This window comes from Streptomyces albireticuli (genome assembly GCF_002192455.1).
GTDB classification, from domain to species: domain Bacteria; phylum Actinomycetota; class Actinomycetes; order Streptomycetales; family Streptomycetaceae; genus Streptomyces; species Streptomyces albireticuli_B.
The window spans coordinates 1786136-1803996 of sequence record NZ_CP021744.1 but is presented as its reverse complement, the minus strand read 5'-3'; the positions used below and the strand labels follow the sequence as shown (position 1 = coordinate 1803996).

At 70.2% G+C, this 17861-nt stretch carries 17 protein-coding genes; 11 read left to right on the top strand and 6 right to left on the bottom strand.

What is annotated here, in order from left to right; translation table 11 throughout:
- The first annotated feature begins 11 nt into the window (after positions 1-11).
- The 8 genes from SMD11_RS07870 to SMD11_RS07835 all read left to right on the top strand — a co-directional run bounded on the left by SMD11_RS07870 (position 12) and on the right by SMD11_RS07835 (position 9052).
- Entirely contained in the window at positions 12-821 is an 810-nt protein-coding gene (locus SMD11_RS07870; RefSeq protein ID WP_087925756.1) for a dihydrodipicolinate synthase family protein, read from the top strand.
- Positions 818-1687 (top strand): iron-containing redox enzyme family protein, encoded by an 870-nt coding sequence (locus SMD11_RS07865; protein WP_234365957.1) that lies wholly within the window; start codon positions 818-820, stop codon positions 1685-1687. The genes SMD11_RS07870 and SMD11_RS07865 overlap by 4 nt, the downstream gene beginning before the upstream one ends.
- Positions 1684-1974, top strand: a complete 291-nt coding sequence (locus tag SMD11_RS07860) for a Rieske (2Fe-2S) protein (protein WP_087925755.1) — start codon at positions 1684-1686, stop codon at positions 1972-1974. The genes SMD11_RS07865 and SMD11_RS07860 overlap by 4 nt, the downstream gene beginning before the upstream one ends.
- Positions 1971-3044: a methyltransferase domain-containing protein gene (locus SMD11_RS07855; RefSeq protein ID WP_087925754.1), complete on the top strand. Its 1074-nt coding sequence runs from the start codon at positions 1971-1973 to the stop codon at positions 3042-3044. Before SMD11_RS07860 ends, SMD11_RS07855 begins: the two co-directional genes overlap by 4 nt.
- A 175-nt stretch (positions 3045-3219) precedes the next feature.
- Positions 3220-7059: a multicopper oxidase domain-containing protein gene (locus SMD11_RS07850; protein WP_087925753.1), complete on the top strand. Its 3840-nt coding sequence runs from the start codon at positions 3220-3222 to the stop codon at positions 7057-7059.
- The gene (locus SMD11_RS07845) at positions 7056-7811 is read left to right on the top strand and encodes a DsbA family oxidoreductase (RefSeq protein ID WP_087925752.1); all 756 of its coding nucleotides are present in this window, start codon (positions 7056-7058) and stop codon (positions 7809-7811) included. Before SMD11_RS07850 ends, SMD11_RS07845 begins: the two co-directional genes overlap by 4 nt.
- A 169-nt stretch (positions 7812-7980) precedes the next feature.
- Positions 7981-8424, top strand: coding sequence for an enediyne antibiotic chromoprotein (locus tag SMD11_RS07840; RefSeq protein WP_087925751.1), 444 nt, complete (start codon positions 7981-7983; stop codon positions 8422-8424).
- Positions 8425-8578: 154 nt separating this feature from the next.
- On the top strand, positions 8579-9052 hold the full coding sequence (locus tag SMD11_RS07835; RefSeq protein ID WP_087925750.1) for a DUF1772 domain-containing protein: 474 nt from the start codon (positions 8579-8581) through the stop codon (positions 9050-9052).
- A gap of 196 nt (positions 9053-9248) precedes the next feature.
- Here the strand turns inward: SMD11_RS07835 and SMD11_RS07830 are convergent, their stop codons facing one another.
- Positions 9249-10412, bottom strand: coding sequence for an FAD-dependent oxidoreductase (locus SMD11_RS07830; RefSeq protein ID WP_087930353.1), 1164 nt, complete (start codon positions 10410-10412; stop codon positions 9249-9251).
- Between the two features lie 280 nt (positions 10413-10692).
- On the opposite strand from SMD11_RS07830, the gene SMD11_RS07825 reads away from it, so the two are divergent.
- Positions 10693-12165, top strand: a complete 1473-nt coding sequence (locus SMD11_RS07825; RefSeq protein ID WP_087925749.1) for a DHA2 family efflux MFS transporter permease subunit — start codon at positions 10693-10695, stop codon at positions 12163-12165.
- 71 nt (positions 12166-12236) lie between these two features.
- Here SMD11_RS07825 and ubiG read toward each other — a convergent pair whose 3' ends face one another.
- The 5 genes from ubiG to SMD11_RS07800 form a co-directional block, all read right to left on the bottom strand.
- Positions 12237-12959, bottom strand: a complete 723-nt coding sequence (gene ubiG / locus SMD11_RS07820) for a bifunctional 2-polyprenyl-6-hydroxyphenol methylase/3-demethylubiquinol 3-O-methyltransferase UbiG (protein ID WP_087925748.1) — start codon at positions 12957-12959, stop codon at positions 12237-12239.
- Between the two features lie 42 nt (positions 12960-13001).
- The gene (locus SMD11_RS07815) at positions 13002-14216 is read right to left on the bottom strand and encodes an FAD-dependent monooxygenase (protein WP_087925747.1); all 1215 of its coding nucleotides are present in this window, start codon (positions 14214-14216) and stop codon (positions 13002-13004) included.
- Positions 14217-14366: 150 nt separating this feature from the next.
- Positions 14367-15368: an aldo/keto reductase gene (locus SMD11_RS07810; protein ID WP_087925746.1), complete on the bottom strand. Its 1002-nt coding sequence runs from the start codon at positions 15366-15368 to the stop codon at positions 14367-14369.
- Positions 15369-15474: 106 nt separating this feature from the next.
- Complete coding sequence (locus SMD11_RS07805; protein WP_087925745.1) at positions 15475-15951, bottom strand: DUF1772 domain-containing protein; 477 nt, start codon at positions 15949-15951, stop codon at positions 15475-15477.
- Complete coding sequence (locus tag SMD11_RS07800; protein ID WP_087925744.1) at positions 15948-16373, bottom strand: ester cyclase; 426 nt, start codon at positions 16371-16373, stop codon at positions 15948-15950. Before SMD11_RS07800 ends, SMD11_RS07805 begins: the two co-directional genes overlap by 4 nt.
- A 103-nt stretch (positions 16374-16476) precedes the next feature.
- Here SMD11_RS07800 and SMD11_RS07795 point away from each other — a divergent pair, with 103 nt between their 5' ends.
- Both SMD11_RS07795 and SMD11_RS07790 read left to right on the top strand, forming a co-directional pair.
- Positions 16477-17067: a TetR/AcrR family transcriptional regulator gene (locus tag SMD11_RS07795; protein WP_087925743.1), complete on the top strand. Its 591-nt coding sequence runs from the start codon at positions 16477-16479 to the stop codon at positions 17065-17067.
- Positions 17064-17672 (top strand): TetR/AcrR family transcriptional regulator, encoded by a 609-nt coding sequence (locus SMD11_RS07790; RefSeq protein ID WP_199843821.1) that lies wholly within the window; start codon positions 17064-17066, stop codon positions 17670-17672. The genes SMD11_RS07795 and SMD11_RS07790 overlap by 4 nt, the downstream gene beginning before the upstream one ends.
- Positions 17673-17861: the final 189 nt, after the last annotated feature.

Genomic DNA, 17861 nt, shown 5'->3' with positions numbered 1-17861 from the left:
CCGGGGGACCCGTGCGGCACCGGAGCGCCTACGCGGGGGTCACCGTGGCGCTGGTGACACCGCTGACGGACACCGGCGACGTGGACCGGGGGGACGTCGGCCGGCTCGTCGCGAGCGTGCGCCCGTACGTGGACGCCCTCCTGCCCGCCCTCAGCACCGGCGAGGGGTGGGCCCTGACCGACCGGCAGTGGCACGACATGGTCGCCGCCACCGTCGGCTGCCGCGAGGGCCTGCCGGTGCTGGCGGGCATCCAGCGCCCCACGACCGAGGAGGCGGTCGCCCGGGCGCGGACCGCCGCCGGCCTGGGCGCCGCCGCGGTCGTCGCCCCGACCCCGTACGGACCGGACGTCACCCAGGAGGAGATGTTCCGGCACTACGAGACGCTCGGCAGGGAGGGCGGCCTGCCCGTCGTCGTCTACCACGAGCGCGAGGTCTCGGGGAACGACCTGCGGCCGGACACCCTGATGAGGATCTGCTCCCTGCCCTCGGTCGTCGCCGTCAAGGACTCCGCCGGCGACCCCGCGGCCACCCGCGAGCTCCTCGCGGCGCGCCCCGGGGTGCCCGTGCTCCAGGGCCTGGAGCACCTGCTCCCGGAGGCCACGGGTGTGGCCGGCCATGTGGCGGCCCTCGCCAACGTCGAGCCCGCGCTGTGCTCGGCCCTGCACGCCGGGCCGGTGTCGGACCACACCGCCGTGCTCGCGGCCGCCTGCGAGCGGCACGGTCTGGACCGGCCCGACTGGTACCGCGCGCTCAAGAGCGAGCTGTGCCGCCGCGGCGTGCTGACCACCGAACGGACCACCGGGACGGGAGGAGTCTCGTGACCACACCCACGTCCACGCCCATGTCCACACCTATGCCCACGCCCACGTCCGCGGGCAGCGCGCAGAAGACGCTGTTCGTCCACAACAGGTCGGTGCAGAACGCCCGTGTCGTGGCGGCCGTCGAGGAGCTCGAACGGGACTGGATCGTCGCCCGCGTCGACGAGCTCGACGCCCGGACGCCCGCCGTCCCCTCGCGTGCCCGATGGGTCGAGGAGCTCGACGGTCTCCTCGCCAGGGAGCGCGAGGAGACCGGGGCGGCCCGCTACCTCGCGGAGGAGGCCACCCGGGAGCAGTTCCGGCACGTGGTGCGGGAGTTCGCGCTGGACGGCCTGACCGAGGCGCAGAACTTCTTCCCCGCCGTCCCGCGGCTGCCGCTCAGGGCGCAGATGGCGGTGATGCGGGTCCTCATCGACGAGTTCGGCTGCGGCAACCTCCGGCAGGCGCACTCGCGGCTCTACCTGGACCTGCTGGCGGAACTCGACCTTCCGCAGGAGCCGGAGAGCTTCCTCGACACGACGTCCGACGAGACGTACGCCTTCCTCAACTCCTTCTACTGGCTCACCCAGCGCGCCCCGTACATCGAGTACTTCCTGGGCGCGCTGGCCTACCTGGAGGCGAGCATCCCGCACGCCTTCCGGACCCAGGCCAGGGCGTGCGAGCGGCTGGGCATCACCCACGACCGCTACTACACCGAACACCTGCACATCGACACCTTCCACATGAAGGAGATGCAGATCGCGATCCGCGAGTACGAGGACGCGCGCGGACTGGACCCGGACCGGCTCTGGACCGGCGCCCTGCTGATGTCCGACCTGATCGGCACGGCCTTCGACGCGGCCGTCGAGCGGGCCCGGGAGGCGGCGTGAGCGACGACGCCGTGCTCCGGGAGCTCGCGGACGGCGAGCGGCTGCGCGTCCGCGTCGCCGGGCGGGAGTTCGTGATCGACGCCGCCTGCCCGCACCGCAAGGGCCGCCTCGTCCACGGTCATGTCAATACGCGCACCCTGCGCATCGTCTGCCCCCTCCACCGCTCCTCCTTCGACCTCACCACGGGCTGTCCGGTCGCGGGGCCGACCACGGAAGCACTCACGGTGTACAGCGACGGGCCGGCGGACGGCGAGGACGGCCCGCGGAAGGAACGGACGGAGCGATGACGACCCTCACCGGCGCGCCGGAGTACGAGCCCGAACAGGTGTGGCTCCCGGCCTCCGAACAACTCCTGGAGTGGGGCGACGACTTCCACTCCCTCATGCTCGGCGACGACCTGCGCATGAACGCCTACCGCGCGGCGATCGCCGAGGCGGTACGGCCCGGTGCCACCGTGCTCGACCTGGGCACCGGCACCGGCATCCTCGCCCGCTGGGCACTGGAGGCGGGCGCCGCGCGCGTCTACGGCATCGACCTCAACGAGAGCGTGCTGGCCGACGCCGTCGACCGGCTGAAGGCCGCCGGGCACGGCGACCGGTTCCACCCGCTGTGCGGGCTCTCCTTCGACCTCGACCTGCCCGAGCGGGTCGACGTCGTCCTCTCCGAGATCATGGGGAACCTCGCGGACAACGAGAACGTCGCCGCGATCCTCGACGACGCGCGCCGCCGCTTCCTGCGGCCCGGCGGCACCATGCTGCCCCGGCAGGTCGAGAGCTATCTCGTCCCCGTCGCCGCCGAGCGGGCCCAGGCCCAGCTCACCGGCCCGGGCCCGCAGGACGCGGGCGGCCCGGCCGCCTTCGCCGGACTGCTGCGGCGCCGGGGCGCCGACAGCCCCTTCGACCTCTACTACGACGTGATCGTCCCGATCCGCTGCCACCTGGCCGCTCCCCGGGTCGTCAGGACGTACGACCTCACCGCCCCCGCCGGCGCGGGGCCGACCGACTACCGGGTGCCGCTCGTCTACACCGCCCGCCGGGACGGGGTGCTCACCGGATTCAAGGGCTACTTCGTCGCCACGCTGTCCGACACCGTGGCGCTCGACATCTCCGGCGACGACATCGGCTCGCGCACCACGTCCGACAGCTGGAAGCACTGCTACCTGCCGATCGCCGAGCCCGTGCCGCTGCGCCGCGGCGACCGGGTCGCGGTGTCGTTCAGCCGCTCCCGGCCCACCGGCGGGGCCGGCGCCGGACACGTCTTCGGCCAGGTGTACCGCTGGGAGGGCGCCGTCGTGTCGGAGGGCACGACCGTGGCCCGCTTCGCCCAGAGCACGGCCGTCCGGCGCACCGGGCCGTGACCGTACGGCCCCTCTGAGAACAGATCAGCTTCTTCGGAAACCGATCAGCCTCTGCGAGAACCGATCAGCCTCTGCGAGAACCGATCAGCCTCTGCGAGAACCGATCAGCCTCTGCGAGATCAGAACAGCCTCTGCGAGATCAGAACAGAACAGCACCAAGTCCGACGGGGGAGAAATGAACACCGAGAGCACCACCCCAGCCGAGCCGGCCGCCGGCAGACCACGCACCCGCGCCTACGATGTCGTCGCCCTCAACGTCCCCATCGCCTACAACGGATTCGGCGACCACGACCGCAACGGCGCCCTGTACGTCCTGGCCGACGACGCGGAGGAACTGCGCGAGGTCGCCTCCTCGTGGCCCGAGCCGTTCCCCGACTACACGCGCGAACCCGAGCGCGTACCGGCCCCGCACCCCAAGGCCCGGCCGCTGGTGCTGCGCGTGCGCCGCGGCGAGCGGCTGCGGGTCAGGCTCGCCAACGAACTGCCGCGGCCCGTCGGCATCACGCTCCAGGGCGTGCGCTACGACGCCCGTACGACGGACGGCGCGGCCGTCGGCGCCAACCCGGACAGCAGCGTGCCGCCCGGCCGGACCCGCGAGTACGAGTGGCTGTGCGAGCACGAGGGCGTCTTCCACTTCGGTGACATGGCGGACCCGCGCGGCGAGGGGTCGCAGAGCCACGGCCTCGTCGGCGCCGTCGTCGTCGAGGCCCCGGAGGCCACCTGGACCGACCCGGTGACCGGCGACCCCCTGGCGACGGGGCTGGAGGCCGACGTCCACCTGCCGGACCGCAGCTTCCGCGAGTACGTCGTGTTCATGATGGAGTACCCGAGCAACGACAACCCCGTCGCGCCCCCGGCGCACGGATCGCACGGCGGGGACCACGGCCACGGCGGCCACACCGCCGCCGCCGGGCACGTCACCGGGCACGCCACCGGTCCTACGGGGCCGTCCCCGGACGCCACCGGCTCCGACACGCTCGACGACCTGACTCCGCCCAACAACGCCATGCTGCCGGTCAACCTGCGCATCGAGCCGATGGAATGGCGGATGTACCAGTACCACAAGATGCTCGCCGACGGTGTGCTCGACCCCGTCCGCGACGCCCAGACCGGCGAGGAACTGCACCACAGCTCCTGGCTGTTCGGCGACCCGGCCACCCCCGTCTTCCGCGGCTACTCGGGCGACCCCGCCGTGATCCGGCTCGTGCACGGCGGCATGCGCGACACCCATGTCTTCCACACCCACCTCCACCAGTGGCGGCTCGACCCGGCCGACGTCGACTCCCCGATCGTGGACTCCGTCAGCATCGGCCCCCAGGAGGGCATGACCCTCGACCTCATCGGCGGCCTGGGCTCGGCGCAGCACGCGGTGGGCGACTCGATCTGGCACTGCCACATGTACGTCCACTTCCACATGGGCATGTGGGGCATGTTCCGCATCTTCGACACCCTCCAGGACGGCTCGGGCACGTACCCCGACGGCACCTCCGTCACCGCCCTCGCACCGCTGCCGCACCGCGCGGCGCCCCCGGCGCCCACACCCGAACGGCCCGGCTTCCCGGCGTTCCTGGCCGGCACCGCCACGTTCCCGCAGAAGAACCCGCGGCCGCCCCGTACCCCGCACCAGCCCGCCGGCATGGGCCGCGAACCCACCGCGCTGGAGGCGGCCGCCTTCTGCCCGGACCCGCAGCCGGGCGAGGCGTTCACCAAGGTGGGCCCGCCCGGCGCCCCGGTGCGCCGCTTCCACCTCGTCGCCGCCACGGGCACGCTCTACTACCAGGGCGACCCCAGGAAGCCGCACAGCTCCACCTGGCACGACCACCGCGGCATGTTCTACGTCCTCGCCGAGGAGATCGAGGAGGCCGGCGGGCTCGACGCCTTCCAGAAGCAGCTCGCCCGGGGCGAGCGCACGCTGGAACCCCTCGTCATCCGCGCGCGCAAGGGCGAGGTGCTGGAGATGACCCTCACCAACGCCCTCCCGGCCGGCAAGCAGGCGGCGTCCGCGTTCGACTACGAGCTGCCCTTCCAGCCCGAGTGCGGCCTGCACACGCACCTCGTCAAGTACGACCCGCTCGTCTCCGACGGCTCGGCCATCGGCTGGAACTACATCTCCGCCACCACCACGGCCGACCAGGGCGAGGACGCCTTCGGCCGGTACAACTCCTGGACCTACCGCTGGTACGTCGACCAGGAGTTCGGCACCGTCCTCTTCCACGATCACCTGCTCGCCAACTACCGGCAGCGGCACGGCCTCTTCGGCGCTCTCATCGCCGAGCCCGCGGACGCCACCTGGGTCTCGCCCCACGACCGGGCCACTCCGCTGCGCCGCGGCACACAGGCCGTCGTCGAGCGCGCCGACGGCACCGCCTACCGCGAGGCCGTGCTCGCCATCGGCGACTTCGTCCCGATGGTGCGGCACGCCACCGCGCATCCCGCCCCCGCGGCCGGCGCCGTGCCGGATGCGACGTCCGGCGCCACGTCCGGTGCCACGGCCGGCGGCCACGAGGGCGGCCCCATCAACCCGCCGCCCCGCCCCGGAGCCCCCGACGACCAGGGCGTCATGGGCGTCAACTACCGCTGCGAGCCGCTGTCGGAGCGCGGCGGCGACCCCGCCGACTGGTTCGCGAGCGACGTCCACGGCGACCCCGGCACCCCGCTGCTGCGCGCCTACCCGGGCGAGGACCTGCGCCTGCACGTCCTCCAGGGCTCGCACGACCTCCAGCACAGCTTCACCGTGCACGGCAGCCGCTGGCGCCAATGGGCCGGCCGCTCCGACACGGCCTGGCGCGACCAGCAGACCTTCGGCATCTCCAACGTCGCCGAACTGCGGCTCGACCGCCGGACCGGCCCCGGCGACCACCTGTGGGCCTTCGGCGCGACCAACGACCTGTGGCTGGGCTGCTGGGGCCTGCTCCGCCTGCACGACCGGCGGCAGCGCGACCTGCCCGCCCTGCCGGGAGCCTTCTTCGGCCGAGACCCGCTGCCGCCGCGCGACGCCGTGCGCCGGTACACCGTACGGGCGCGTTCCCGCGTCATCGCCTACAACGACCGGCGTACCGATCCCTACGGGCTCGTCTACACCGTGGACGGCGCCCCGGACGACGCCGGCCCCCTGGTGCTGCGCTGCCGCGCGGGGGAGTGGGTCGAGGTCACCCTGGTCAACGAACTCGACGGGCCGCCCCCGGCCAGCCCCCTCGACCCCGCCGTCATGAACGAGGAGGACCCCGGCGCCCGCACCGTCTCCGGCCGCGTCTCCCTCCACCCCACCCTGCTGCGCTACGACGTGCGCCACCACGACGGCGCCCACGTCGGCCGCAACGAGGACGGCACCGTCAAGCCCGGCGGGACCCGCACCTACCGCTGGTACGCCGACGAGCCCGGCGTCGTCCTGCTGCGCGACCACGCGGACGTCGTCAGCCACATGCGACGCGGCCTGGTCGGCGCCCTGGTCGTGGAGGAGTCCGACGCCACCCCCTTCGACCCGGTCACCGGGCGCGAGCGCTGGGCCGGCGAACAGGCCGTCGTCCGCAGGCCCGACGCCGAACCTGTCCGCGAACTCGTCCTCGTCGCCCAGGACGGACTGCGCCTCTACCACGACGGCGACCTCACCCAGCCGGTGACCGACCTGTTCTCCGACAGCCCCGACGACATGGGCCAGAAGGCGTACAACTACCGCACCGCCGCCCTGCACCCGCTCGCTCCGTCCCTCTCCGACCCGGAGCCCCCCACACCGCTGCTGCGCTGCCGCCCGGGCGACCAGCTGGCCCTGCATCTGGCGATCGGGGCTTCCCGCATGCGCAACCAGTGTTTTACCGTGCACGGGCAGGTGTGGGACGCGTCCGAGACCGGGCGGGGGACGTACGTGTCGACCATCGGCGCCCTGGCCACGGGCAGCACACGCACCATCCGTTTCCGGGCCCGGTACCCCGGCGACTACGCCTACCGCACCGGCAACCTGCACTGGGGCGTCAGTGAGGGCTGGTGGGGTCTGATCCGAGTATCGGAGACACCATGAGCACCGCGCACCACGACAACACCGGCACGGCCCCCGACGACCCGCGCCTGCCGGACAGCGACGACACGATCGTCGTCTTCACCGACCTGAACTGCTCCTTCGCCCACGTCGCCGTCCACCGGCTGCACGAGACCCGGCGCCGCCTCGGCCTCGAAGGGCGGATCTGGTTCGACTTACGGGCCTTCCCGCTGGAGCTGTTCAACCGCGAGGTCAACGCCCGCCCCGGCGTCGACTCCGAGATCGCGGTGCTGGGCGCCGTCGAGCCCGACGCGGGCTGGCGGCTGTGGCAGGGCCCGGACTGGACCTACCCCGTCACCATGCTCCCGGCCCTGGAGTCCGTCGAGGCCGCCAAGGCCCAGGGCTGGGCCGCGAGCGAACAGCTCGACCGCGCCCTGCGCCGCGCCTTCTGGGCCGAGGGCCGGTGCATCTCGCTGCGCCACGTCATCCTCGACGTGGCGCGCGGGACCGGCGCGGTCGACGTGGACCTCCTGGCCACCGCCCTGGACACCGGCTCCGCCCGCGCCGCTGTCATGGCGCAGTACGAGGCGGCCCGCGAGGACCGTGTCGTATGCAGCCCCCACGTCTTCCTCCGCGACGGCACCAACAGCGCCAACCCCGGCATCAAGGCCCACTGGATCGGCGGCGACTTCGGCGTCGGCTACCCCTTCATCGACGACGACCGCCCGGAGGTCTACGAGGAACTCCTCACCCACGCGGCGAAACTGGCGGAGTCGGCGACGGCCGGCGGGTGACGGTGCGGTGAGGGACGGCGGGCCGGGCGGCCCGCCGTTGTCGGTGCTCGGGGGCCGACCGGCCGAACCCTTCCGTTCACCGTTCAAGATATTTTCAAGGATCTTGCCCAGCTCCCGTTCCTAGGCTTCCGGTGACGCTCATACGGCAATGGGAAGGAAGAAGGCAGGTATGACGCACATGTCACGGAAGTCGATGCGCGCGGGAGCCCTCGTCGCCGCAGCCATCGGTGCGACACTGCTCGTCGCGAACCCGGCGACGGCGGCCGCGGCCGCCATCACCGCAACTCCGGCCTCCGGGCTCACGGACGGCCAGACGATCACTGTGTCCGGCGCCGGCTATACCCCCGGGAGCCAGTTGGGCATCGCCGAGTGCGACCTCGACTTCGCCAAGCGGGTCGCGTGCGACCAGGCGACACAGACACAGGTGACGGTAGGCCAGGACGGGTCGTTCACACTCTCGTTCACCGTCAAGAAGAACTTCGTGGGCTACGACATGGCAACCGGTAAAGAGACCGGCGCCGTTGACGCCTCCGTGAACCAGGTCGGTATCGCTGCCGTGCTGACGGGAGACCTCGGCCACGGCGTGGGCGCGGCTCCCCTCTCCTTCGCCTGACCGATCCCGTCCCGCAAGGGTCGGTTCCCGCCGTTGCGGGCCGCTTATTCCGCGGCCCGCAACGGCGTTCCGGTGAAAAGGGTTCGCATCCAGGAATCCCGGGAAAGGATGACATGATTTCGCGATGCCCGTCATCCGAAGATGAGGAAGAGCAATGGAAACCGCCGGTTTAGTATTCTTGTTGATCGCCATCATGTCGAATGCGATCGTCTACGGCACCGATGCCTTTTGTGCCATTGTCCAGCGCTCCGCCATGGCGCGGGCCGATGACGTCACGCTGGCCCGTGCGATGGGATATGTCCACCTCTACGGTGATCGCCGTATGCCCGTCACGGGAGTCGTCAGTGTCATCGCGATCGTCCTCGGCATCGTGGCCACCGCACTGGCCGGCTCGTATGCCTCGGCGATCCTTGCGGGTACCGCGGCGGTGGCGGCATTCGTCTGGCTCGTCATCTACGCGAAGATCAGCGCGCCGATCAACCGCGCGTTCGTCGCGGCCGTCCTCGAGGGCCGGCAGCTTGAGGACGCCCGTGCACTGCAACGGGGCTGGGACCGGGTCATCAACCTTCGCGTCGCCTTGCAGGGCTACTTGCTCGCGGCGCTGGCGGTGGCCGTCGCGGTCCGCTGAGATCGGCGTCCCCGGCCCTGCGGCGTTTGCGGTGCCGCCGGCGAATTCGAGAGCCTGAACACTTCGCCCCACCGGTCGTCCGGTGGGGCGAAGTGCTGCCGGGTGAGATGCGGGAGCCCGGGCACGAGGTCGGTGGGTGTTCCAGGCGCCGATGCGGACGAGGCCGATCGCGGCAGCACTCACGCTCCGCCCGGTGTCACGCGTGGAGCGTGGTGAGCCGCTCGACAGCGAGATCGGCCGCTGCCCGGCCGCTGTTCAGTGACACCTCGGCGAGGATCCCCGGAGCCGCGACGCTGTCCCCGGCGAGGAAGACGTCCCCGCCCCGATCGATCGCCGGCCGGTCCCGCCATGTCGTGCCGGGGAGGTCGAGGGCGCCTGTGCGGCCACGCGAGACGTAGTCGCGTCGCCAGGTCACACGGCCGCGCCAGTCCGGCGCGGCCAGGTCGTAGAGGCCCTCGAGCCTGGCCAGGCAGTCCGCCTTCGACTCGCCTCGGCGCATCGGCATCTCGCCTTGAAACAGCGACTCGCCTTCCGGGGCGAGTGAGGCGTCGTGGTCGCTGTAGTGCCCGATGAACCCGCCGTCGTCCATGTCGAACACGTCGCAGCGGTCACGCTTCGACGGAGTCATCGCCAGGTCCAGCAGGGTCGACGTGCCGCTCTCCCAGCGCAGGGTGCCGTCGTCGAGCAGCGCGCGGGCGGCATCCAGGGAAGTGGCGACGATGACCGGCCCGTGCCGGGGCAGTTCGGTCATGCGTGAACCGGTCTCGATCTTCACGCCCAGTTCGCGTGCCCGCCGTGCCATCTGATCGACGGCGCCGGCCCAGCCGCCGGTGACGTAGCGGGTGGGCAGGGGGAAGCGAGGAGTGCCGACCCGTAACAGCCTTTCGAAGACGAAGGAGGCGGACAGGCGTCCCGGGTTCGCGTCGTAGAGAACCGGCCCCAGGAATCCGACCGAGTCCTTCACCGCCTGGTCGCCGAAATTCTCCACGCCCCAGTCGCGGAAGGAACGGTCGACCGGGGGAACGAGGCGTCGCCCTCTGGCGATCATCTTCAGATAGCCGATGGGGACCGTCATGCGGAGCTTGCCCTCGCGGCGGAATCGCATACCCATCGCCTCACGCGCGCTCAATCGTGAAAACGAGGGGACCAGGCCCCACTTGACCAACCATTGCCAGGGTTCGCCGTTGCAATAGAAAGTATGCGTTCCATCGTTCGCTATATACGGAGCCGAGGTCGATCTGGCTCGGCCGCCCAGGGTGGAATGGGATTCGTAGACGGTGGTACACACACCTCTTCCGGCGCAAGATATCGCTGCCGTCAAACCGGCGATGCCGCCACCGATGACCGTGATCTCTGCCATTCTCCGCACTCGTCTTTCCGTGTTCGCTCCGGGGATCGACGGCGTCGGTTGACGGCGTCATGCGCGACCTTGGTTCGAAATCGGTGCTACCGATCCTAGCGGCGGCAGGTGTACGCTGTCTAGCGCTGACAGGACAGCTGTCGATGCTAACTTCCATGATTCTGGAGCCTGTTCGGGCGTCGCCGAAGGGGAGGTCTTGGGGGTCCGACGCGCAGGTCAACCAGTTAGTGGTCGCTCACTCACTGCCTTGCAGGCACGACTGAATCGGAGACGAGCTCTCATGACCGGTGAAACTTCCAACCATGGGCCCGGCGCCGGGAGCGGGTTCCCGACGTGGGTGTTCATCGTGACCGGCCTGGCCGGTTTCATGGCCATGCTCGACAACCTCGTGGTGATGATGGCGTTACCGGCCATCTCCGAGGACCTTGGAGGAGGTATCGACAACCTTGAGTGGACAGTGAGCGCCTACACGCTGACCTTCGCCGTGCTGCTGATGCTGGGCGCCGCGATGGGTGACCGGTTCGGCAGGCGCAGGATGTTCATCGGTGGCCTCGCCCTGTTCACGGCCGCGTCGGCCGCGGCCGCGCTGTCCCCGGGGATCGACGCGCTGGTCGCCTTCCGGGCGGCCCAAGGCGTCGGGGCGGCGCTGCTCATGCCGCTCACCCTCACCCTGCTGATGGCTGCCGTCGGCCCCAAGTACCGGGGCGCGGTCCTCGGGGCGTGGGGAGCGATCAACGGTCTGGCGATCGCGAGCGGCCCCCTGATCGGTGGTCTGCTCGTCCAGCACATCTCCTGGCACTGGATCTTCTGGCTGAACGTTCCGATCGGCGTACTGCTGATCCCGCTGGCGCGCTGGAAGGTGTCCGAGAGTCACGGACCGAACAACCGCCTGGACGTCGTCGGCACGATCATCGTCAGCCTGGGATTCCTCGGTATCGTCTTCGGCCTGATCCGCGGCAACGCCGACGGCTGGTCCAGTCCGTTGATCGTCTCCAGCATCGCCGCGGGCGGGGTGCTCCTGGCGGCTTTCGTATGGTGGGAGATGAAGGTCGACGAACCGATGCTCCCGATGCGGTTGTTCAGGAACCGCACGTTCAGCGCGGTCAACCTCACGAGCCTGCTGATGGCGTTGGGGATGTTCGGCGCGATCTTCCTTCTCACCCAGTTCCTCCAGACGGTCCAGGGCTACAGCCCGGTCGAGGCGGGCGTGCGCTTGCTGCCCTGGACCGGCACCCCGATCCTGGTGGCACCGATCGCGGGCATCCTCTCCGACCGGGTGGGCGGCCGGCCGCTGATCGTTCTCGGCCTCTTCCTCCAGGCGATCGGGCTCGGGTGGTGGGCGCTGGTCGCGGAGCCGGACGTCTCCTATCTCACCCAGCTGGCGCCGATGATCTTGTCCGGCACGGGCATGTCGCTGTTCTACGCACCGGTCGCCAATGTGCTCATGCAGTCGGTACGGACGGTTGAACAGGGCGTGGCGTCCGGCTCCAACAACGCACTCCGCGAGGTGGGTGGCGCGCTCGGTATCGCCGTACTGGCAGCGATCTTCGCCGGCCAGGGCTCGTACGACTCCCCGCAGCGGTTCGTCGACGGCCTCGTCCCGGCACTGTGGGCCGGCACGGGAGTCCTGGCGCTCGGCGGCATCGCGATGTGCTTCGCCCGGCGGCACCCGGCGCCGGAGACCTCCCGGCCCGGCGGTGACCCGGCCGGGGAGGGCGCGGCGCGGACCGACCCGGTGGTCAAGGCTGTCTGACCCGGACAGTGGGTACGGCCGAGGGCCTGTCAGCATCGCTGACAGGCCCTCGGCCGCGAGATCCTTCGGGTTCAGTCCTCTGTTTCCGGCCGGCGGGCGACGCCCAGATACAGAGAGGACAGGTTCTGGGTGGGCTTCAGCTTGAGGCTTCCGTCCTTGTTCTGACCGCGGATGGCGATGCCGCCCAGCCGGCCGATCGGCGTGAGGCCGGCGCCACGCAGGTAGCCGAGCATCTCGGCGGGCTTGACGAAGTCGGACCAGTCGTGGGCGCCCTGGGGAACGATTCCGAGGATGCGCTCCGGCAGCCAGATCATCATGAGCCGTGAGCGCAGCGTCCGGTTGATGGTGTCGAACAGGAAGAGGCCGCCGGGCTTCAGCACGCGCCGCACCTCGCTCACGGCCTGGGCAGGGCTTTCCACGTGCTCCAGGACGTCCACGCAGGTGACGATGTCGAACGTGGCGTCCTCGAAAGGAAGGTGCTCGGACTTGCCGACGCGGTAGTCGATGTCCTTCCCGGTCTGACGGGCATGCCTGTCCGCTACGGCGATGAGCTTCTCGGAGGGGTCGAGACCGCTCATGACGGCACCGCGCTGGGCGAGGAACTCGGCGGTGTATCCGCCGCCGCAGCCGACGTCAAGGACCCGCTTGCCCGCCCAGCCGCCGTCGACGTACGGGTCGAAGTAGGTGAAGCGCTCGGGGTTGAAGGACCGCAGCGGGTTCATCTTCGAGTCGGTGGACCACCATTCCTCGGCGTAGGTGGCGAAGAAGTAGTCGTCCTGAACGAGATCGGTCATCTCGCAGCTCCCCTCGGTTCGTTCGGGTGGGTTGGCGCGGGCTCAGCTGTGTGCGGTGGTGGGTCCGGCCGGCTCGGCAGTGGTGCTCCAGCGGGTGCCGTAGGCGACCTGGCTCTTCTCGGCGGCAGGGAAGGCACGGGTGTTCCAGAACGCGCGCATGAATGCCTCCCGGGCTCGGACGGCGACCGGGTTCTCGACAGCTCCCATGCGCCCGATCCACCAGGCCACGCGCTGCATGGGAGCGGTACGGGCCCGGCGTTCCTTCTCATAGGCGCGCAGGGCCGCTTCGGGGCGGCCACCCGCCGTCTCCAGTCGCTCGGCGAGCACCAGGGCGTCCTCCATCGCCTGGCAGGCGCCCTGCCCGATGTTGAAGGTGATGGGGTGTGCGGCATCGCCGAGCAAGGTGACGCGGCCACTGCCCCAGCGCCGGTCCGGACGCCGGTCCTGTACATCGCTGCGGATGATCTCCGCTTCGGAGGTCGCCGTGATCAGGTCCCGGACCGGAGCCGTCCAGCCGCGGTGCCGGGCGGTGAGTTCCGCTGTGACGGTGCCCGGCTCGTCCCGGCCGCCGGCCGGGCCGTTGGCGACACTCATCCAGTGCACGGTGCCGGGGGCCACGTCGTAGTAGGTGAACCGGGTCCCACGCCCGAAGAGAGCGTTGAAGGAGCCCGGGGGGATGAGCGGGTGTTCGATGTGTGCCTGGCCGCGCCAGGCGATGTACCCCGTGTACCGGGGTGCCTGGCTCCCCAGCAGGCCACTTCTCACCCGGGAGTGCACACCGTCCGCGCCGATGAGGATGTCTCCGCGCACCGTACCACCGTCGGTGAGCCGCACCGTCACTCCGGTCCGGTCCTGCGTGAACGCGGCTACGTGCGCACCGAGACGTACGGGGTCGTCCTGTAGCGCGTTCAGCAGGATCCCATGCAGGACGGAACGCTCGACGGCGATGGTGGGCCGGCCGTACCGGTCGGTGAACTCGCCCACGGGCCAGGCCCCGAGGCTGTCGCCCCGCCAGGTGCTGAAGTGGCAGACGGACTGGGCCGGCGCTGTCTTCAGCACCTCGTCGGCGAGCCCCAGATGATCCAGGGCGAGTACCCCGTTGGTCCAGATGTGGAGGCCGGCGCCGCCGTCCCTGAGCTGCTCGGAGCGCTCCAGGACGATTGCCTGGAATCCCTTGCGCTGCAAGGCGAGTGCTGCGGCCAGCCCCCCTATGCCACCACCGGCGACGAGTACACGACGGATGGTTCCATGGGACATCAGCTCTCTCCTCCGGGCGGCCGGGCAGGCGGTACCGGCCCTTGGGATGGCAGCCTGGCAGGGCCGGGTTGGATGTTTTCTTGACGGGACCTTGCAGAGGGTGCCGCCGTGAAGGTGCCCTGTCGGGCGGGTGTGTGCGGGACGGCGGTGTCAGCCGTCGAGGTAGGTCATGGCATGGGCCGGGTAGCGGTCGCCGGCGGCGATTCCCACCGGCACGAGCCGGGACACGAGCGCCACGTCCTCGGGGGTGAGGGGTGAGCCGGAGGCGGCCAGGTTCTCCTCCAGGTAACTGCGGCGCTTGGTGCCGGGGATGGTCACCATCCGCGGGCTCTGCGCGAGCACCCAGGCGAGCGCGAGCTGTGCCGGGGAGAGGCCGCGGTCCTCGGCCAGGGCGCTCAGCTGCTCGACGATCCGGAGGTTGGCCTCCAGATTCGCCCCTTGGAAGCGGGGCGCGATGCGCCGGAAGTCGTCGTGCGGGATGTCGTCCGTACCGCGTATACGGCCCGACAGGAAGCCTCGGCCGAGCGGGCTGTAGGAGACGAATCCGATGCCGAGCCTGTTCGTGGTCTCCAGGACCCCGTTCACCTCGACGTCCCGGGTGAAGAGGGAGTACTCGCTCTGCACGGCCGTCACCGGGTGGACCGCGTGCGCGCGTTCGATGGTCGCGGCGGAGGCCTCGGAGATGCCGAGGAAGCGTACCTTGCCCTCGTGCACCAGCTCGGCCATCGCGGCCCAGGAATCCTCGACCGGGATCCGTGGGTCGACGCGGTGCAGGTAATAGAGGTCGAGATGGTCCGTGCCCAGCCGCCGGAGGGTTCCCTCGATGCCGGCCCGGATGTAGTCGGGGTGACCGTTGACCTCACCGGTCATGGCGGGCACGCCGTTGTCGTCGACGATCTCGCTGCCCACTTTGGAGGCCAGTGTCACGGTGTCGCGGCGTCCCGCCACCGCGCGGCCCACGAGCAGTTCGTTGCTGTACGGCCCGTACATGTCCGCGGTGTCGAGGAGTGTGACACCGAGTTCGAGGGCGCGGTGGATGGTCCGCAGCGACTCCTCTGCGTCCGCCGGGCCGTAGGCGAACGTCATGCCCATGCAGCCGAGGCCCTGTTCGGAGACCACCAGGCCTTGGCCGCCGAGCTTCCGTAAGTCCATAGTCATCGGTTCCTGTTCTCACATTGACCGCCGCACGAGCGGCATGGCCCGTGTGGCGTGTTCCTCGATTGCTGTCTTCTTGACGGGAAGGTGGACCGACGTACTGTCAGGGCGCGGCGATCATCACGCACAGTGCCACCAGGGCCAGCCCCTGACAGCAGATGAGCGCGCCCAGCACGCCGTCGGACCTCCGCTGAAGCGCGCGGACGTCGGTCGCCGTACCGCCCGTGTCGGCGGCCCGGGTCAGTGCGCGGTTGGCGGGCGCGACCACCTTGTTGAAGAAGCCGAGCCAGGCGAGCAGGGCGACGCAGGCCACCCCGCCGGCCACCGCTGAAACGGTCTCGCCCTGCGCGGCGGCGATGACCGTCCCGGCGATCGCGGCGATGAGCCCTACGGTTCCGGGTGCGGGCAGCCGCTTGTCGCCGTAGCGGTGGACCTGACCCATCATCTCGGTGAGAGTGCGGTCGTCGACCTGAGCCAGAGCAGGTCTCTGCACCAGTGCGGAGAAGACGTCCGTGCCGTAGATGACGGCATTGGAGAGGACGGCGAGCACCGCAGGGGCCTGGAAGGCGACGGTCGTCACCGCGCCTCATAAGGGGCCAGCGGCGGAACGGCGCCGACCTGCTGGAGCAGCTCGTACAGGTTGATCTCGTCCCAGTGCTCGGCGAGCCGCCCGTCCTCGACACGCCAGATGTCGATGGTGCGCATGTGCACCTCGACTCCGGTGGCCGGAATGCCGGCGAACGGCCCCTTGTGCGTGCCGCGGTAGGAGAAGCGCCCCACGAGCCGGTCGCCGGAGACGATGACGTCCTCGGCGGTGACGGTGATGTCGGGGAACGCGGTGAAGAAGTCGGTCCAGAAGGCGCGGTTGGCCTCACGGCCGTTGCCGATCAACGGGTTGTGGTCGATGTAGTCGTCGATCAGCAGGTCATCCACCGCATCCGCGTGGCGCTCGTTGACCATGGTCACGAAGTCTGCCGCGAGCTTGCCATGATCGGCCTGCATGGATCCTCCAGGGCGTAGCTGATAGCTGTGTTATAAAATCTAGCGTTGATAACTCCCTTTCGCTAGTGTTGACAGCGTTGGTAGCGCAGATAGGATCGGTGTCATGTCTGTGCAAGAGCGCCGGGCGCGTGAGCTGGCTCAGCGTCGCAACCAGATCATCGCCGCCGCGCGCGAGCTCGCCGAGTCCGAGGGCTGGGGGGCCGTCACCACCAGGCGTCTCGCCGAACGGATCGAATACAGCCAGCCGGTTCTGTACAAGCACTTCAAGGACAAGGTCGACATCGTCAGGACCGTGGCCCTGGAGGGGTTCGGGGAGCTTGCGCAGAGCATGCGCGAGGCGCGGCTGGCGACCACTTCGCCGCCGGAGGCGCTGAGGGCGCTGGCGCGGACATATGTGGGCTTCGCCGAGGCGAACCCGATGCTCTACGAGGCGATGTTCATCACCCCCATCGACCTGGCGTTCGGCCAGTCCGACTCGCCGCCCACGCTGGTCGAATCGTTCGACGAGCTGTGCCGATCGGTCAGTTGCCTCGCGAACGGGCGCGCCCTGGAGACGGTCGCCGAGGTCGTATGGGGTTCGCTGCACGGCCTGGTCGTGCTCGACCGTGGCGGGCGACTCCGCCTCAGCCATCGGGATGAGCGGATCGAGCTTCTGGTGGAACAGCTCCTGCGCTCGATCGACTCACAGGCATGAGTGAAGAGGCGTCGTTATCCCGGGAGGCGCCCGTGCGCGGGGCTCGCTTGAGCGCGGAGGAGCGGCGGCGCCGGATCGTGCGCGAGGCGATGGAGGAGTTCGCCCTCGGCGGCTACCATGCCACGACGACCGAGCGCATCGCCCTGCGCGCCGGGATCTCGCAGCCTTATGTGTTCCGGCTGTTCCCCGGCAAGAAGGCCTTATTCATGGCCTGCGTGCAGCTGTGCTTCGACAGGCTCGGCGCGGCCTTCCAGGAGGCGGCCGAGGGGCTCGAAGGCGGTAAGGCCCTGGATGCCATGGGCGCCGCCTACCAGCATCTTGTGCTGAACCGGAGCCTTTTGCTGTTCCAGCTCCAGTCCTATATGACGTCGGCGGCCGTCGAGCCGGACATCGCCGAGCTGGTGCGCCGTCGATGGGTGGAACTGTGGGCCGATGTGCAGGCCAGGACCGGTGCGACGGACGCCGAGGTCAGTCAGTTCTTCGCCGTGGGTATGTACATCAACGTGCTCCTGGCACTGGATGTGGCACCCGAGACCCGGTACTGGGAGGGTTTGCGTCCCGGCGTGGTGGCGCTTCTCAAAAGCCAGACGGTGAAGGACGCTTGACGAAGCGCGTGCCGGCCCCGGCGCGCCATTTCCTGGGCTGCGTCGACCGTCTGCGGGCCGTGACACCTTCGAGGCCCGCTACGCGTCGCGAGCCGATGCGGAAGGTGCTGACGGCTCCGAATCCCAGAGTGACGACCGCTTGTTGAGCACCCGCCCCGCTCCGGCGTGACGGCTCGGTGCGCCGCCGGC